This is a genomic window from Paenibacillus agaridevorans (assembly GCF_018604145.1).
GTDB classification, from domain to species: Bacteria; Bacillota; Bacilli; order Paenibacillales; family Paenibacillaceae; genus Pristimantibacillus; species Pristimantibacillus agaridevorans.
In genome coordinates this window covers 8,933,627-8,951,739 of record NZ_CP075889.1, presented here as the reverse complement: position 1 = coordinate 8,951,739, position 18,113 = coordinate 8,933,627, and the positions used below count along the sequence as shown (strand labels likewise).

The 18,113-nt window shown below is 53.8% G+C and carries 6 protein-coding genes; all 6 read right to left on the bottom strand.

The features are described from left to right. Positions 1-189: 189 nt before the first annotated feature. Positions 190-1,893: a hypothetical protein gene (locus KJW29_RS35565; RefSeq protein ID WP_214628220.1), complete on the bottom strand. Its 1,704-nt coding sequence runs from the start codon at positions 1,891-1,893 to the stop codon at positions 190-192. A 182-nt stretch (positions 1,894-2,075) separates the two neighbouring features. After that, positions 2,076-7,061 (bottom strand): S-layer homology domain-containing protein, encoded by a 4,986-nt coding sequence (locus tag KJW29_RS35560; RefSeq protein ID WP_214628219.1) that lies wholly within the window; start codon positions 7,059-7,061, stop codon positions 2,076-2,078. Positions 7,062-7,189: 128 nt separating this feature from the next. Further along, a complete protein-coding gene (locus KJW29_RS35555; RefSeq protein ID WP_214628218.1) occupies positions 7,190-8,548 on the bottom strand; it encodes an FAD-dependent oxidoreductase in 1,359 nt (452 codons plus the stop codon). 118 nt (positions 8,549-8,666) lie between these two features. Next, the gene (locus KJW29_RS35550; protein ID WP_214628217.1) at positions 8,667-9,680 is read right to left on the bottom strand and encodes a LacI family DNA-binding transcriptional regulator; all 1,014 of its coding nucleotides are present in this window, start codon (positions 9,678-9,680) and stop codon (positions 8,667-8,669) included. Between the two features lie 403 nt (positions 9,681-10,083). After that, the gene (locus KJW29_RS35545; protein WP_214628216.1) at positions 10,084-15,468 is read right to left on the bottom strand and encodes a discoidin domain-containing protein; all 5,385 of its coding nucleotides are present in this window, start codon (positions 15,466-15,468) and stop codon (positions 10,084-10,086) included. Between the two features lie 93 nt (positions 15,469-15,561). Further along, positions 15,562-18,081: a discoidin domain-containing protein gene (locus tag KJW29_RS35540; RefSeq protein WP_214628215.1), complete on the bottom strand. Its 2,520-nt coding sequence runs from the start codon at positions 18,079-18,081 to the stop codon at positions 15,562-15,564. Between the last annotated feature and the right edge of the window lie 32 nt (positions 18,082-18,113).

Genomic DNA, 18,113 nt, shown 5'->3' with positions numbered 1-18,113 from the left:
CCATTGATTTGATGTCATTCCCTGATATGATAACGGTTTCCATAAATGAACTTAGTTCATATCTAGTGCATATTCAAATGATATAACCCATAACCACAACTGTCAACACTTTTTTAAATGCGAGAAGTACACTAGCTCGTGACCTAGACTTTCCGTTTGCGCATGTAGTTGCAAATAAAGGAGAACCGGTTATCCGAGCACTTCATTTTCGGCCCAGCCTCGGTTCAATTCCCCTATCGTCTCTCCAAGATGATTGAAATACGTTCTAAACGGCTCCAGCCCAGTGCCCTCGCCGCGCAGCAAATGAGCCAAGGTCGTTTGGACATCCGCTTCAAGCTCCTTCAATTCAGCCCGAATATCGCTTGCTTCCGCAACAGGCGCCGTCAGTTTCTTCACATCCACCACTCTTGCGGGGAACAATGGAAAGTTGTAGCGGGTCAGGCGGGCCAGCTTGCTCCCCACCCGGTCTACTGCCGCCCTGAGGAATGCGCGCTCGCTTGCCGGCGCATATTGCCAATAATCGGCTAAAGCCGCTTCGGCGCTATCGCCCCAGGCGCATCTCGCGAACAAATAGCTGTTATAGCCTTGCGCCCATTTCCAGGAATACTCAGTGCCGGTGTGAGAGCATGGAACAACCAGATTCGTGACGGAGTCGATGCCGAGCTGTTTAAACAGCTCCAGATCGTCATAGATGCGCTCCGGAAGAGCGGGGAATAACGAACTTAACATAAAGTGGTCGCTGTAGTATTCAAACACGCATATCTTCCTGTTTTTATCGGCCGCCACTTCCGCCCATCGTTCCAAAGCTCTGGCGGCTCTAGCGTCCTCGGCGCGGCTGTCCGAGAAAGACCATGGCCGGCTATAGTCCCTGCCCCAGTAGGCAAACAGGACATCACTGCGCTCCGACGCCTCTACTCCGTCAATCAACTCCAGCATATCCCAGGACAAGCCCGCATTATAGGCGATATGCTCGACTGCAATTTCTAAGCCGGCTGCGCTCAAGGCTTCTTTTATGCGTTCCGTGAACTGGATATAGCCGGATAAAAACCGTTTTTTCTCCGCCTCGTTATCGGCGATTGCGGCATCCTCCGGCCACAGCGATATTCGGGTCAAAGACGGAACCTTCCCGCAATATTGCGCGATATCGGCTATCACGCCGGGCTGCCAGCTCAAATCGGAATAATCCAACTGATTTTTCTCCATTAATTCCGGCATGAAAAACTTCATGCTATGGCCGCCGAGCGTCAATGCGATGCCGCGTTTAACCAACTCGGGGGCCAGCGCCGCACCAAGCTCATCCCATAGCATAAACGTCATAAACAGCTCATTGACGCGGTTTTTGGCAAGCCAATCGATCACCGCCAGCAAATACGGCTCGTCCCTCAAATTCTCGTATACAAACCCTCTGCGCCGCATGGACGGAACTTGAACGGCCGGCCTATCCGCGTCATGCGCGCGAGTCTGCTCCCGCTCCGGGCCGTCTGCCTGGCGAGAGACGCGAACGGCTACTTCTCCCGGATAAACCCATTCGATCCGGAATTCCTCTTTGCAATAGGCGTACACCGCATACAAAGCCGCCCTTTCGCAGCGGCCGGCAAGAATAATAACGTCTTCTCGGCACAGAATGACGTAGGCGTCCTCCGGGTACTCATCCCCCGCGCGTTCCTGACCGCCTTCCGATTCCTTTTGCCAAGGCCATGCCGGCTTTGCCGCCACCGGGTCTAACGGGGCAGCCGACAAATGCCGCTCGCAATCGCTCCAGGTTCCGATAATCCACTGCTTGGCGCAGACAGCCGTTGCACCCGCATAGACCTCGCTGATCGCTTGCAGCTCTTCGCTTGCAAAGTTTAATACCGGATGCGCTCTCAGCTGTCTGATCGCAAGTTTCCCCATCTTGTATCCCTCCCTATCGCGACGATAAAGACGAGCCGAATGAAATCGGCCCGTTATCTCAGCATTCCCTTAACCAGCATATCGGCCATGACCGCTTCTTTCCTTCTATCCCAATAGGTGCTCCATAGTTCCATCGAATAGGGTAATGCGGGACAATGCCCGCATCACCCACCCGCAATCTTTTATTTGTCAAACAAATTCAATACCCCTTGCACGGCTTCCGCCCTCGTCAAATTCGATTGCGGCGCAAATTTATCGTTGCCTCGTCCGCGCACCAGGCCTAAGGTTTGAGCGGCCGATACGGCGTCGGCAGCCCACGGGCTGACGGCAGCCTGATCCGCGAAGCTGCCGCTCTCGCCGGAAACCGCGCCGTTGCCGCGCTTGTACTCGTAGGCCCGGTAGAGAATAACAGCCATTTGCTCTCTTGTAACCGCAGCTCCCGGAGCAAAGGTATTGCCGCTTGTTCCGTTCACGATGCCCGCCTGGAACGCCGCCTCTATCTCCGCCGCGTACCAGCTGTCGGACGCTACGTCGGCGAAGCTGCCCGAACCCGCTTCCGCCGTTTCCAATCCCAAGGCCCGAACGACGAACGCCACAAATTCCGCCCTTGTCGTCACTTTCTCGGGCGCAAAGCGATCCTCGCTTACGCCTTGGGCCATCAGCATAGCCGTCATTTTTTTGATCGCTCGGGAGGCCCAGTGGCCGGAAGGCACATCCGAATACGTCTTGTCGAATTGCATGACTGCATAACGTCCGGATGCCGTCGCTTCCGCAACCATGCGGCCGTTCTTGATCGCTCCGCCGATGTAAGACAGAGTTCCGTTATCGTCTATGCGATAGACGCCGGTTGCATCCGGATCGATATCGCCTTTCCAATCAAAGACGAGCGTCATCGGCTCTGCAAATTGCCCGAGCTTCTTCTCGTCGCCTTCTGGTCCGACAACGGACAGAAGGATACTGCGAATATCGCTTCGCGCAGCAACGTCCGCCGAGTACCTTGCCGATGCGGCCTGAGCAAGCGTCTCCCCGTCTTGCTCGCTCGCCCGTTCGAAGGCCACTTTGATCCGCGCCTTCGCCATGCCTTCCGCAAGCTGCTTCAATTGCTCCAGCACTTCCGCCGGAACGTCGACGGCATAATTCCCGCCGTCCAGCCTAATCGAACGCTTGCCGGCCAATTCGCCCGCGTTAATAGGCAGCAGCGCGTGGTCCGAACTAGGGTCCAGCTTGACTGCAACCTCGCCCTGTGCGTTCGGACGAAGCTCGTTCTCGGATACAATCTGTCTTCCTTCTACCGCCGGTTCAGCAGGCGCGGATGGCCCCGATGGCCCTGGGTTAAGGGGAGGATTCGGATCTCCCGCGCCCGGTCTGTCCTTCTGGCGCGCGGCTTCATTCCAATACAACGTATAATCCAGCCTGGATTTGCCGTCTGCGCCCGTAACCTTGATCAACGTTTTTTCGCTGGCGTTCATCGCTTCAATCGCAATTGTCGCGCCTTGCTGCGACGGGATGGCCTCAATCGTCGAATCCGCCGTCAGTTCTTTCACATAGCTGGTGACTCCCGTCGAGAATTCCGCGAACGGCTTGCCGTTAATGGTTACGGAACGCAAGGTCGCATCCGTCTCGGGCACCGGGATTTTCACTAATGCCGTTCCCGCATCCGGCGCATAATAGATGGTTCCGTCAAGACCGATCGTCATATCGTTCGTAAACGTGCCGTCGATCACCTTGTATTGCAAAGTCTCCGGATCAATGACGGTCAGTTGGCGGGACAATGTCGTATACAGCATGCCGTCCGGGCTCCATCGCAAATGATATGGCTTCCATTTGCTGGAGTTGTAAAGGCTTGGACGGATCATCTTGCTCTTCACGACTTCCTTCGTTTCTACATCCATCGCAAAGATCGTGCCGTCGACCGCGCCCCATAACAGGCCATCCGGCCCGAATGAAATATCTCCGATCATCTTCGGCGTTTCGTCGATGCCCGGAATGTCAGGCGTAAATTCGGCTACTTTCCTGCCTTGAGCCACATCCCATACAAAGATTTTGGCTGCCTGTTGCGTCGGCGAGATACCGAGGCCGCCCCATACGGTAGTGCCCCCGTACAACAGGCCGTCCTTGTAAGCCAGCCCGATAATCGCCTGATCTTCGATCACATCGTCGTATTGCGTCCATTTGTCCTGCCGCTCGTCGTAGACGGCAAGCACGCCGCCGAGCATGCCGTAGTCCGCTACCGTGCCGACATACAGCTTGCCTCCGCCCGATGCAATCGCGAACGGTCGGTCCTGATGATGTCCGATGTCATAAGACAGCACCGGATTGCTGCCAATCTCGGCCGGCTTCCGCGGATCGTATTTGTACATAACCGCTCCGACATACGTGCCGTAATAAACATGATCGTTCAGGAACCCTATTCCTTCGGGTTGAGCGAACGCCGCTATATTAACATCCATCTCGTCGGTGAACGGGTTGTAGACGCTCATCCCCCGCTGATAACCTCCCATATAAATGCGGCCGTCCATTGGACCGCTTTCGAGAGCCTGAATCCTTACATATTGAGACGCAATATCCAAATCCACGAATTTAATGGAGTTGTCCTTCGGATTATAGTACCAATACTCGCCGTACTGGGTGATCATGGCCAGCACCGTTTCTCCCGCTCCCGCGCCTTCCTTGAGCGCAATCCATGTCATATCCTTAACGCGCAGCGTGTCCGGCAGAGGGAACGGTAGCGCAATCTTGACCGATTTATTTTGCGCCAAATCGTATTTGAACAGCTCGCTTCCATTCTTGTAATAAATCTCGTTTTCGTTATGCGGATTCGGTTCCGACAGCATGTTGCTGTATTGGAAACCTCCGAGAACCTCATAGGTGTCCAAGTCCATTACGACCATATTCATCGTGCTGACCGACGCGAACAGCTTATTTCCTACCACGAAGACATCGGCCATCGTGCCAACGGTGCCGCTGTACCCCGCAATCGGAATCTCGGTTTTCTCCCCTGTTACGCGATGGATCTTGAACAGATGGACATTGGCGCCCAGCGCGGCATAAATATAATCGCCGTGCACCGCAATGCCCCGGACGTAGTCCATGCCGCTCATGACGCCTCCGTAGTTTCTGAACGTGCCGGAGGCAATGTCATATTCGAACACTTTGCCTATCCCTTTATCCTGGAAGGTCGCTCCATAAATTTTGCCGTCGGAGGATGCTTCCAAATCCCAGACCCAGCTGTCGGCAGGATTGACCCCTAGCGATTCAATCCGCTTCTCCGCGGGAAGATAACGATACAGTAGCCCGTCTCCGGTTGCGGCAAAATAAACGTTTTTATCCGAACCGACCGTCATGGCCCACATCGCTTCCGAATTCGGAATCAGCTGCGAAAACTTCAATTCGCCCGTCTCGGCATCCAGGACCGAGAATGGACCCGGCAAACCGTTGGAATGGAAATAAACCTCATTCTCTCCAAGACTGTTCGTTTGAATTTGTCCCGCCTGGCCCAAATTGACGCTTACCATGTCGCCAAGCCGAACCGCCTGTTGATAAACGCGGTCCAACGGCTCTTCTTTGGGCAGGATTTCAAATGAAACATCGTCAAAGTATGCCTCCGTAATACTCACTCCTCCCGAGTATAACGCCACCCTGGCATAGGCGGCATGCTGAGGGACTTCCGTCTGCGTGCTCATGCGCGACCATTGATTCGTTCCCAGCGAGTTGGAGCTGAACAGCTCCGTCTTCACGCCGACTTGAACATCTTTGGCATCAAAATAATACGCTTCCAACACAATATTATGAGATTGACTGATGACGTTTACATAAGCGCCCGCGATATAGGTCTCCCCGCCTTCTACCCGGAACGGATCGCTAATCGCCCGCAAGCCCTGCCCCGAATCGCGATCGGCAAAATAAAGGCTGCTCGAGCCGCTTCGGACGCGTTCCGTGCTCACTTCGAGCACGCCTGCCGTACCGGCTCCGACACTCCAATGCGGAATCCCTCCGGTAGCGGACGGAAGCTCCAAACCAGGGTTCTGAATTTCATTCGGCAAGTCAACCGGCGTCCCGCCGCCCTCTTTCGTTATGAACAGGTCGTCGAAGTATGCCTCCGTCAAGCTTGGAACGCCGGAATTGATGAGAAGCCGCGCTTTGGTTGCGCCGGCAGGCACGGTAAACGGCACCTCCATCAAAGACCATTGCTTCCCAGACAGCTGTGCTGCGGTAAAGTTAAGGAAAGTCGGGCTGCCCACCGCCGCTCCCAGATCATTCTCGTAATGAACCTCAAAGCCTATGCTGTGGGATTGGCTCATGACGTAAACATAAGCGCCGGCCACATATTTTTCCCCCTGGTTCACGTCCAGAGGATCGCTATACGCCTGGGTGCGCGCGGTGATCGACTGATCGGCAAAATGTAAGCTATAGTTGCCGCCGCGAACCGGACTGGCCGCAAGCTCCAGCACCCCTACCGTCGGCGCCTTCAGGCTCCATCCGGGAATGACGCCGGACGCCGGCTCCATCTCAAAGTCGAGATTCCGCACAGGTTTGCCGGGTTCCTCCGGCTGTTCCGGCTCCTCCGGTTGGCCGGGTAAGCTGACCGCCTCTATCGACACATCGTCGAAATAAGCTTCCGTATGCGTAGCCGCTTTGCCGGAATTGAACCGCAATTCGACCTTGGCGGCATTGTCCGGCACCGTGAATTGAACAAGAAGCTCGTTCCAGTCATTAAGCGTCAATGTGCCCCTCGCAAAATTTTTGAAGGTCGACGGCGTAATCGGCTTATTGTCGGCAGCGAAGAAATGGACTTCGTACCCGATGCTATGCGATTGGTTGACCACATACGCCCACGCCTTGGCGTTATAAACGCCACCGGGCACGACATCTATTTTCTCGCTTGCAACCTGCAATTGTTCCTGATCGGTCGGATTATTGAAATGCATGCTTGTGTGACCGGAATGCGCAAAGTCGGTACTGGGGGCCACAGTGCTGATTGTATTTGTTGTGATCAGCCGCCAGCCGGTAATGTTGCCGGACCCATCCCCCGTTTCGAAGCCGGGATTGACGATGACCGGATTCGAAACTCCTGCGGGCTCGGCATACGCCTGCATGGATGACATAGAGAAAACCAGCGAGAACGAAAGAATGACGCAGAACCATCGTTTCATTAAACCTTTCTTCATTAGAACGCACCCCGTTAATTGAAGTTTGGTATTCCCATGAACCAGGCAAGAAATTAAAAACGAATCATGCATTCACCTCCCTGGATTAGTAAGAACTCTCTATCATTGGCCATTTGCGCCCTTCGCCGTCATACCGCGGCTTCGGTTATGCCAAGTTCCGCATGACCTGCAAGCAGCAGCTTTTGCAAGAGATCTATAGGCACATCGCGGGTATCGCAACGCAGCTGAGCCGCCAACGCCGCCGCCGTGCCAGCCGCTTGCCCGATCGCCATGCAGCTAGGCGTCAGACGCGTTGTCGCCTGGGCCTCGTGAGAGGTGGAAATACAGCGGCCCGCCAGCAGCAGATTGGCCGTTTGGAGCGGAACGATGCTCCGGTAAGGAATATCATAGGCACCGCCCTCCCGGATAAAGTTGGCGGTCACTCCCTTGCCTTCCGGATTATGAATATCGATCGGATAACCGCTGCGCGCAATAACATCCGCAAATTTGCGAGCGCTCAGCACATCCTGGCCGCTGAGCACATACTGCCCGATCATTCTCCGAGTCTCCCTGACGCCTATTTGGGTGCCGACGGCGGACACGGAAGCGCGCTCAAAGCCGGGAATGTTTTGCTGCAAAAAAGCTTCCAGCTCCAGCACCTGTTTGCGCCCTTCAATCTCCGCCTTGGTCAAATCCTCGCTATTGGTAGGATCCAGTCCCGACACGCGGGACGTATTAATCAGCACCTCATCCTCGCCGGGGCCGCTGAAAAACAATAATCCGTCCCGCAGGATAGGCAACCGCGCCTCTCTCCACTTGCTGTAAAACCCCATAATTCCGGTTAACGGCAACCGGTCCAGCTCGGAGATCAACGACTTCTCGTAAAATTCCGAGGGGTTATTTTTCATATATTGTTTGATGGCCTGCAAATCTACGCCGCGCATGCGGAACTTCATCGTCATCGGCTGCAGCTTCCCATTATCGTTGCCTTTCTCCCATGGAGCGCCTGCCATATAGGCGACATCGCCGTCTCCTGTCGCATCAACGTATACCTTCGCTTTCAAGTCTCTGATGCCGTTTTTTCCATATAACTTAATGGCGCCGATGCAATCTCTTTCGGTCTCTACCTCGATAACGGAAGTATGAAGCAAAATGTCCGCGCCAGCTTCCGCGAGCATATCGCAGGCCAACACCTTGTATACCTCGGGATGGTAAGGAGTTAACGTATGGGTGAAGCCGATCGTATCCCGCAGATGACCCGGCGAAGCCCCGAGCGCCATCAGCCGGTCCACAATTTCCTGGGCCAGTCCTTTAATCACTTGCTCTCCGGAAGCCGCGTGAAAGGTCATCCACGGGTAGACCATCGCTGCCGTGGACATGCCACCGAGAAAGCCGTAACGCTCTATCAGAATGGTTTTGGCGCCGGAACGGGCAGCGCTGATCGCAGCGGTTATGCCGGCCGGGCCGCCTCCCAAAACCGCCACATCGTATTTTTCCAAGTCGTGCATAGAAAATCAACTCCAAATCTTTTTTTGGAGCGCTCCCAATTTTGACATTGGGAGCGCTCCATTTTTTATTGTCAATAAAGGACATCGACCGTCAGCCGTGTCCCCGTCATGTTCCTCGTCAGGCTGTTCCTCTAATAATCAAATCGCTTTCAATAACGACATCCTTGGACGCGTGCCAGTCCAACTCGCCCCGCAGCATATCCAGCAGCAGTTCCACGGCATGTTGCCCAAGCTTTTGCTTATGCTGTCTGACCGTGGTCAACGGCGGGTTCATAAAGGCTGCGGCTTGAATATCGTCATAACCAATAACGGCGATATCCTGCGGAACGCGATAGTTATGCATCGTTAAAGATTCAATGGCGCCCAGCGCCATCAGGTCGTTGGCGGCAAACACTGCATCGAATGCAAGCCCTTCCGCAATCAGCCGATCCATCTGCTTCCGCGCTTCCTCCTGCTCGGCTTTGCCGACGGCCACCAATTCCAGCCTGAACGCAATGCCCGCGTCATGCAAAGCCTGCCTGTAGCCGGCATAACGCTCCTCCTCATGCGGAGTGCCGATCAAGCCTTGAATATATACGATCGAGCGTTTGCCCTGGCCGATCAAATATTTCGTTGCATCGTACGTCCCCTGGCGATAATCGGAGGTTACGCAGGCAAGCGGCAGCCCATCGTAGATGCGTTTTCCAATGAGTACGAACGGGATGCCCTGGTCTCTGTAAAATTGCAAATATTCCTCGCGGATGTTTTCGCCCATAATAATGAGCCCGTCGATTTTGCGGCTGATCGCGATTTTTTTCCAATACTCGTGATCATAATCGCTTCGATTGGAAAACAGCAGCAAATCATAGCTGTTCATAGCCGTTATAAGCTGAATGCCTTGAAGCACTTCATAGAAAATATGATGCGTCAAAAAGTCCAGCTTGGCGCCAAATACGATAACGCCGATATTCCCGGTTTTGCCGCCAGCCAGACTGCGCGCCTGGGGATGCGGCGTATATCCCTTCTCGGCGATAATAGCCAGCACCTTCTGCCGCACTTCCGGCTTTACGCTCGGCTGATTATTAATGACCCGAGATACGGTGCCTCTGGAAACTCCCGCGAGAGCGGCGATGGATTCTAATGTATGCTTCACTGCAACCTCCATACACCATATCCTTCTTGCTAACAAGCTGCCCAAATGCCATTCGTAAAGAAGGTTCTATAGTGGCGCCCCAAAATTGGGAGCGCTCCAAATTGATTTATATTCCTAGTATCCTTTATCTCGGTCTTGTTTGTCAACTATAAAAGCATTCGAAATCAGGCAGAAGTGTTACCTTCCACGCCCTCTCGCACCATTTAAGCCAAACACACCCCTAACCAGAAGTAAATCATCGTACTTATCGGCAACCACACTCTTGAAGGAATGATATGCTTCAACACTTTAGGTTAAAATGTATAAAAATCAAAATCGGGACTGGGAGAAAGTTCTTGTCACCCGACCAAGTTGTCGGACAAAAGGCTGTCTTCCATATTGAAGACAGCCTTTAGATAATAAACTAGAACTTTTCTAAAAAAGTCATAATGACAGTCGCGACTTCCGCTCTCGAAGCAGGAGCCCCCGGGGCGAATAAATGACCTGGCTTGCCTTGCATCAAGCCCGCTGAGGACACTGCTAGAATAGAACCTTTTGCCCAATTCGCAGCTTGATCGGAATCCGCATAGGTTAATGAACCGAGGTCCGATTCAATCAATCCTGCCGCGCGCGACAGCATGACCGCCATCTCCTGACGGCTTATGCTCTCGTTCGGAACGAATCGTCCTCCGCCGACGCCTGTTATAATTCCCGCTTTGTAAGCGGACAGGACAGCTCCCTCGTACCAAGCACCCTCCTTCACGTCCGTGAACACGTCTCGGGTTGCCTCCGCTTCCAGCTTCAGCGCCCGCGCCAGCACCGCCACGAATTCCGCCCGGGTTACCGCATGCGCTGGCTCAAAAAGGCCCGATGGATATCCTTCCATCACATGCTTCGAAGCAATAAGCTTGATTGAATCATGCGCCCAATGAGATTCCGGCACATCCTCAAACGTCCTGTTGAACTCGAGAACCGCATAAGGGCTTAAATGACGGAGCTTCGCCGTCACGAACGTTGAGTCGGTATTCGCTTCTCCACCCTCATATTCCCACAGCCGGGTCTGTTCGTTGTAGTAATAAATGCCGAGAAGTTTTTCATCCAGCCTCTCATCATATGGAAGACTTATTTCAACTCCACCAAACACTTCCTCGGAATAGGTTGCGATCCCATTCGGCAGGATGATGGCGATGGAGAAATCATAAAGCTGGCCCCCCAGTCTTAGATCATTGCCTTGCTCCGGCGCTTCAATCCGTCCAGCCGCGAGCTCGATCTCGAATTGGAAGCTTGCTCCTACCGGATAGCCTGCTTTCTCGAGAAGAGCCTTCAGCACTTCGGGTTCTACGGTCATTATGCCGCCATTCGCCGCAAACTGTACTGGCACCTCTTCCCACTGCTCGGTACGAATAATTGCCTTCGACTCACCTTTAGCAACGCTCAAGATTTGCTTGCCATCTACGAACTCGATCGTTACTTCGGAGTCCTGATTCGAACCGGGTACTGGCGGAATCGGATAAACCGGATTGCCGATTGACTGGCCGTTAAGTGCCTTCCTCTGCTCGATCGGCATCTGTTCAATTTCGTCAATTGACATCGAACCGAATCGTTCTTCAAGAATCGACAACGGCTCCAGCTGCGCAACCGTATTCCACAGCAGCCAAGCTCCGATGCCGTAATACTGGAGTTCGGTTACACTACCGCCTTCCTCTACCAGCCCGGGATGGGCATACCCCCACTCGCCCTTCCAATCAGCCGTATAATTGGCATTGTTTTGAAGTAACTTCGCAAAATTCAAATACACGGTATCGCCCGTCAATAAATAGAGACGATAATAAGCTGCTCCCATATAAGCCATATATTGATCGGCATACGAGTGTCCTGTAGACACGAGGGATTGCCCGACTAATCCGCTCTCGGGAAATGGAGATGGACTCTTCTGGTGGATATGGCCGTCTGTCGCATTGCTTGGCAGGCTGGAGCTGGAAGACGCCGTTGTTGGCTGATTCAACGCCACATTCTGGCCTTCAGCGTTCAACACCTGCATCTCCCAAATGCTGACCCACGCGCCAGGGTCGCCTGTCCCCGTAACGGTGAGTCGAACGTAACGAGCAGTAGCGCCGTTGGCATCTTGATAGTATGGATCTCCCGCTGTCCCATTGCCGGTTCGGTCGGCATACATCGACCAGTCACTGCCGTCATTCGAGATTTCAATCTTGTATTGATACGCCATATTCGGATATTCCATATAGGTTCTTACGCTGGCAATCGGAGTTGCTTCGCCCAGATCAACCTGCAAATATTGCGGCTTCGCATCGCCGTTAGCCGCCCATCTCGTTCCGCCTGCCGGCGTATGATACGTCCAGCCGAAGGTCCACGTCGCCGTATAATCCGCTGCCCCTTGCAGAGCATACACCCAGCGATCTTCCTTAGTCGCGTCGTACAATGCCAGGAACGCGTTCATCGCCATCGCGCCAGCTTCTTTGTCGATCGTATTGTTGTTGTCCGACGTACCGCCGACGTATTGATAGCTTCGGTAAATATAATCGTAAGCGAATTCGCCAGCCCGCATGGCTGCTTCCTTGTAACGGTCGACGCCCGTTGCTTCATGGAGCTTCAGCAGGAAACGGATCGGATTTGTCGAATTGTACTTTCCCGTATGGGATGGCGTCCCGTCCAGTTTGTAAATTCTGTAGTAAGAGCCGTCCTCATTTTGATTATCGACGAGCCAATTGCCGAAGGTTATGGAATAGTTCAACCAGGACGTTACGTCCTCCCCATTTTCCTTCAAGAACGCATACGCATCGATGGCTCCTTCCATGCCGTCAGACATCGTCCTTAGATCGACCTCTTGGTTCGTAAACACGCCCGTGCCTTCGAAGTAAGGCTCGTACCATGTTTTCGGAAGACCGGAAGGCGTCATTGAATGATCGGCCCAGAACTGCACCATCTGCTTGCCTTTATCGACTAGCTCCGCATCATCATGAAGAATGCCATAACGAATCATCTGATAGGCGGCCGGAAGCTGCTGTCCGACGAAGCCCATTACCATCGCGTTGCCGCTAACTTCTCCGCTTGGCAGATCCGCCTTGAACGGCAAGCCCATTACACCGTTATACTCTTTGGAATAGAAGTCCAACAGATCAATGGCGTTCTGATATAGATTATCCAGATCGACCGGCTTCAACTCCGGATCCGCGAGCGATAGATAGTTCCGCCATTCCTTGCCGACCGCTTGCTCATAATCCGTCTCGTTGCCGAATCGAAGCGTAAGCTCGTAGCTGTGTCCCGCATCGTCCGCGACTTTATGACTGCGGCGGACCATTTGACCGTTACGATTAATGTAGCTGATTTCGCCTTCTAGACCTGGATATACAAAGTCCAACGTCGGCTGCGCTTCCTTGTGGACGCCAAGACTGCCGTAAGCGAAGGAATTGTCTACCAGCCATTCTCCCGTTGCTTCCATTACATCTGAAGCCGGTGCAGCGTTCGGACGCCCGATGGAGACGGTCTCTCCCGAAACGTTATTTCGCATCATGAAGAAGGGAAGAGCAAGACGCATCTCGCGAATATAGAAATATTCATCCGAGTAATCGCTGCCGATCGCTCCCGCCACGACATTTGCATTTTTCTTATACCAATTGCCCGGCGCCAGCATTTCGTATTGCTCCATATTTTCGGCTGCTTGCGGCTCCAGACTGAATTCGGTATTAAAGCCAACGTCCAGCGTACTTGCCTTGTCGAAAGAGACCACGCGATGCAACTTAAACTCTCCATTATTATGGACGGTAGAATAGCTGTCGTGGAAAACAACATTGCTTCCTGAAGCCGTTTCTACGTTGCCTGTCAGAACGAGCTTTCCATTCGTCAGTTGAACGCTCCGATAAGGCGCCTCATAGCTCAGCGGACGATCCTGCTCATCCTTGATTAGAAGCTTCTGTGGCTTATCTTGCATGTAGACGGGCAATCCGTTCTTGTAAACACCTATGCCGAACCGCTCTCCCGCAAGCTTCTCGGCTCTCAGCTCATAATTGCCAGATGCCAGCTTCATGCCGGGCTCGGATACCGCCGATTCTGGCCCGTATACCCGAAGCTCCTTAACGCTTGCCCACATTGGAGACGTCTCGGTGTCTGTGATCGTCAATCGGACATATCGCCCTTCCACCGCTCCGAGATCGGTATAGCCCGGATTTCCATCAACCGTATTCGCGGTACGGTCGACGAATGAGACCCAAGTCTCCCGATCCTGCGATACTTCTATCTTATATCGATAATAGGAATCTAGACTTTCGAAATAAGTTTCCACACGGGCAATTTCCGTATTTTTGCCCAGATCAACCTCCACCCACTGAGGCTTGCTGTTGCCATCGGCGGACCATCTGCTTGTGACACGGTCTCCGTCCACCGCTTTTTCAGGCGAGTGTGCTTCGTCCTGCTGCGAGGAGGCGGCAACGGATCTGCCAGCAGCCAAGTTATCAGTGCCGAACACCTCGAACTCCCACAAGCTCTTCCACATGCTGCCTTCAATCGTTATCTTCACATATCTTGCGGTTGCTGTTCCGAAATCCTCGTAGCCGCTCGGCGCAGCCGATTGATTATTGGAACGATTGGCGAATAGCTCCCATGTTTCGCCATCCGTGGACGTCTCGATGACATAAGGATACACAGCGTCCCGAAATTCGGGGAAAGCTCTGGTGCCTCCAATAAAATATTCGCGGCCCAAGTCGACTTGCAGCCAATGGGGCTCATCGTTATTGGCCGCCGACCAGCGAGTCTCCCCGATACTGCCGTCTAACGCAAGAGAAGGCTCACTGCCTTCGAAGGAACTGGATGCCGTCGCCGACTTGCCTTCGGCTACGTTGTACATATCGTCCGGCAGCGCTTGACGTTCGGGGAGCGTCGAATTGATTTGAAACTCTCTGATGCTCACCCAGGCCCCCGCTGCCTGTGTTGCCGTTACCGTAATCCGGACGTATCGCCCCAATGAATCGCCTTTGTCTACATAGCCGCTTGAGCCAGGAGGTTCGGTGTTGGAGCTCTTATCTGCGAACACCGACCAGTTTATTTTATCATTCGACGTCTCAATGACATATTGCAAGTAGCTGTCACTAAATTCGAACGACGTCTGGATCGTTCTCACTCTTGTCGTCTCGGCCAAATCGACCATAAGCCATTGAGGTTTGGAATCTCCGTCCGCAGCCCAGCGGGTCGACAAATCGCCGTCGATCGCTTTCATAGCACCGTTTTCTCCACCGCCCTGCTCCGAAGAAGCTGTTGCAACGGGACCAAGCTGCGGGTTCACGCGCAGCTCCCTAATGCTCACCCACATCGGCTCATGCTGCGTTCCTTCAACGGTAAGGCGAATATATTGGCCGCTGACAGGCACGTCCACTTCGTCCAAGTATCCCTTTGGCCCGGGGAGCTCGTTCATCTCGGTACGATCCGCGAACGTTTCCCAATTCTCGCCGTCCGTGGACACTTCAATTAGATGCTGGTAATACGAATTGTTGAACTCATAAGAAGTCAGGACCGAAGTAATCGGATAGACTTGCCCCAGATCCACCTGGATCCATTGCGGTTTTGTGCTGCCGTCAGCAGCCCACCGCGTTGCCGCCAGACCATCTATGGCTTTAGATGGGTTATTTTCTTCATTCTGCGTGGTCGACGCTGTCGCCGTCTTGCCGAGCTGCAGATCAAACTGCGGCGCCTCGACGGCTAACGCGAGCCTTGGCCCACTCCCAATTGTCATGAAGAGCATTACGGCAATTAAAGTGACGGAAAACCATTTCCTAGTTGATGATGTTATCGCTTCCATAAATTTGGCACCTCCGTAATTGAAGAATATCTTCTACTAAGAAGCATAGAGGAGATCACCGCCGCGAACTATGCAAATACTACGAATATTGTTCTAAAAATTTCGAAATCGATTTCTGGTTATTCTCTGCTGCAAAGGAAGCTCCTCGATTCGGTCGATAGAATACGTTCCGAATCGGTCCTCAAGCTCCGACAGCGGTTCAAGCTGGGCGACTGTGCACCAGGTCAGCCAGACATCGATCGGGCGGTAGACGAATTCCGCTACGCCCGCTCCTTCCTCGATAAGTCCGGGATGCGAATAGCCTTTGGTTCCATCCCAATCCGTCAGCCGGTTCACGTTATGCTGCAGCAACAGTGCGACATGCAGGTAGTGGGAATCGCCCGTGAACAGATACAGTCTGTAAAATTGGGAAGACTTGTAGGCCATGTACATATCCGCATACGTATGGCCGGTCGCGACAATACTCCGTCCGATCAGCCCTTCGGCAATGGGCGAACGGTAATCCGGACCTCGGCCGTCTACGGCCTTGTCCGCATGGAACATCTCATTGCGCCATGAGGAAGCGGAAGCCGGCTTCTTTAATGCGAAGTTTCGTTCGTCTGCGCCCAACACGTCGAGCGACCAAACGCTGACCCTCATATCTGCCATTTCGTTCATTCCCGTTATCGTCACACGCACATACCGCGCCTCGGCATTAGGGACGAAGGCTACCCAATGCAAGCGGTCCATCGATGTCTCCATATGGTATTCATACATGGAGTTGTCCGGATAGAATGGGACCTGCACCGCCTGAACAATCTCCGTTTTTTCCAAATCCACCATGATCCACTGCGGCAGGAAGGCGTCTCTTGCTTCCCAGCGCGTGCCGCCCTGCCTCAGGTTGTAATCCCATGCGAACATCCAAGTTTCCGTAAAATCTGCCGCACCCTGAAACGCCCCCAGCCATTTCTCTTCGTCTGTATGCTCATACAAAGCCAGAAACGCATTCATCGCCATCGCGCCCGCTTCCTTGTCGATCGTGTTATCGTTATCCGACGTACCGCCGAAGTAATGGAACCGCTCGTATACTTGCTCGTACGCATAGTTCCCCGCTCTAAGCGCCGCGTCTCGATAAACCTGCAGACCGGTTGCATCGTGCAGACGGAGCAGGAACCTGACCGGATTCGTCGTGTTGTGTTTTCCAGGATGGACGGGCTTTCCGTCCAAACCGTACAGCCGGCAATAGGAGCCGTCGTCGTTCTGACTCGCCGCCAGCCAATCGCCGAATCGGGCGATATATCGCAGCCAATCCGCGCGCTCTGCGCCATGCCGTTTCATTAGAAGATAGGCGTCCAGCGCTCCCTCCATCCCGTCCGACATTGTGCGTAGATCAACGCTGCCGTTCGTGAAGTTGCCCGTTCCTTCGAAGAACGGCTCATACCAGGTTTTCGGCAGACCCGCCGGTGTCAAGGAACGCTGCACCCAGAAGTCGACGATGTCGATGCCCTTCCGGATTAAAGAAGGCTCGTCGCGTAAATAACCGTGGCGGATCATCTGATAAGCCGCCGGGAGCTGCTGCCCGACGAAGCCCATGACCATCGCATGACCGGTCACTTCGCCTGTAGGCAGTTGCGCCTTGAACGGCAAGCCCAACACGCCGTTGTAGTTTTGGCAGTAGTGGTCCAGCAGACAGACGGCATTGCCATATACAGCAGACAGATCCAGACGTTTGATCTCAGGTCTAGCCGCCTCATAGAAGAAGCGCCATGCGCCCCTCATCGCTTCCGCATAATCCTGCGACTTACGCTCTATTCGAAGCAGCAACCGGTAGTCGTGCGACAGCCCAGGCCGGACCGGGTGGCTCCTGCGAATCCATGGCACGCTGCGGTCGATATAGTTAGTATCTCCTTCCCATCCGGGATACCGGAATTGCAGACTCGGCAAAACGCCTGTTCTTATGCCGAAGCTTCCGTATTGCATCGATTCATCTACCAGCCAGTCTGGGCTGGTCTCGTCCGCATCCGATGAAGACGATGCGTTGGCGCGCCCGACCGACAGCGAGTACCCCGTATGCGGATCCCTCATCAGCAAGAACGGCAGCGCCAGCCGCATCTCGCGCATATGGATATCAGGACGCGAATAATCGCTGGCGATTGCCGTCTTCACGACGTTTTCATTGCCCCGGTACCAGACGCCAGGCGCGAACATTTCGTAGTCGCTTAAACTCCCGCCTAAAGCCGACTCCATTCCGAATTGCGACGTAAAGCCTTCCGCGTCGCTCCCCGCTTCTACAACCGTTACTTGCCGCGACATCTGGAAGATGCCTTCCCCTTCCCCCTCCTCCTCTCCCGCTTCGTATACGTCTTCCACACGGATGACCGTTCCCCCGCCGCTGCGCGCTTCTCCGGCAAGCAGTAGCTTGCCCCGTTTCCAAGCGCTGTCCCGATACGGCACAGAGACGAGCAGTTCCTCGCCATTAGCGGTTTTCAGCCAAACGGATACGGGCCGATCTTGTTTGAAGATGGTCTCCCGGCGGCCGTCCTCCTCATGATGAAGCTCGACGGCATAGCCGCCTGTGATCACCGGTACGACGCCAAGCATGTACGAGCCCGATTTGATACTCATTAGAATCATGTTTATCCTCCTTCTTGATTCGGACAAAAAAA

Bases quoted from the DNA above. Each gene is read 5' to 3' on its own strand.
- KJW29_RS35560 (WP_214628219.1), bottom strand. From the start codon at position 7,061: ATGAAGAAAGGTTTAATGAAACGATGGTTCTGCGTCATTCTTTCGTTC.
- KJW29_RS35555 (WP_214628218.1), bottom strand. From the start codon at position 8,548: ATGCACGACTTGGAAAAATACGATGTGGCGGTTTTGGGAGGCGGCCCG.
- KJW29_RS35540 (WP_214628215.1), bottom strand. From the start codon at position 18,081: ATGATTCTAATGAGTATCAAATCGGGCTCGTACATGCTTGGCGTCGTA.
- KJW29_RS35565 (WP_214628220.1), bottom strand. From the start codon at position 1,893: ATGGGGAAACTTGCGATCAGACAGCTGAGAGCGCATCCGGTATTAAAC.
- KJW29_RS35545 (WP_214628216.1), bottom strand. From the start codon at position 15,468: ATGGAAGCGATAACATCATCAACTAGGAAATGGTTTTCCGTCACTTTA.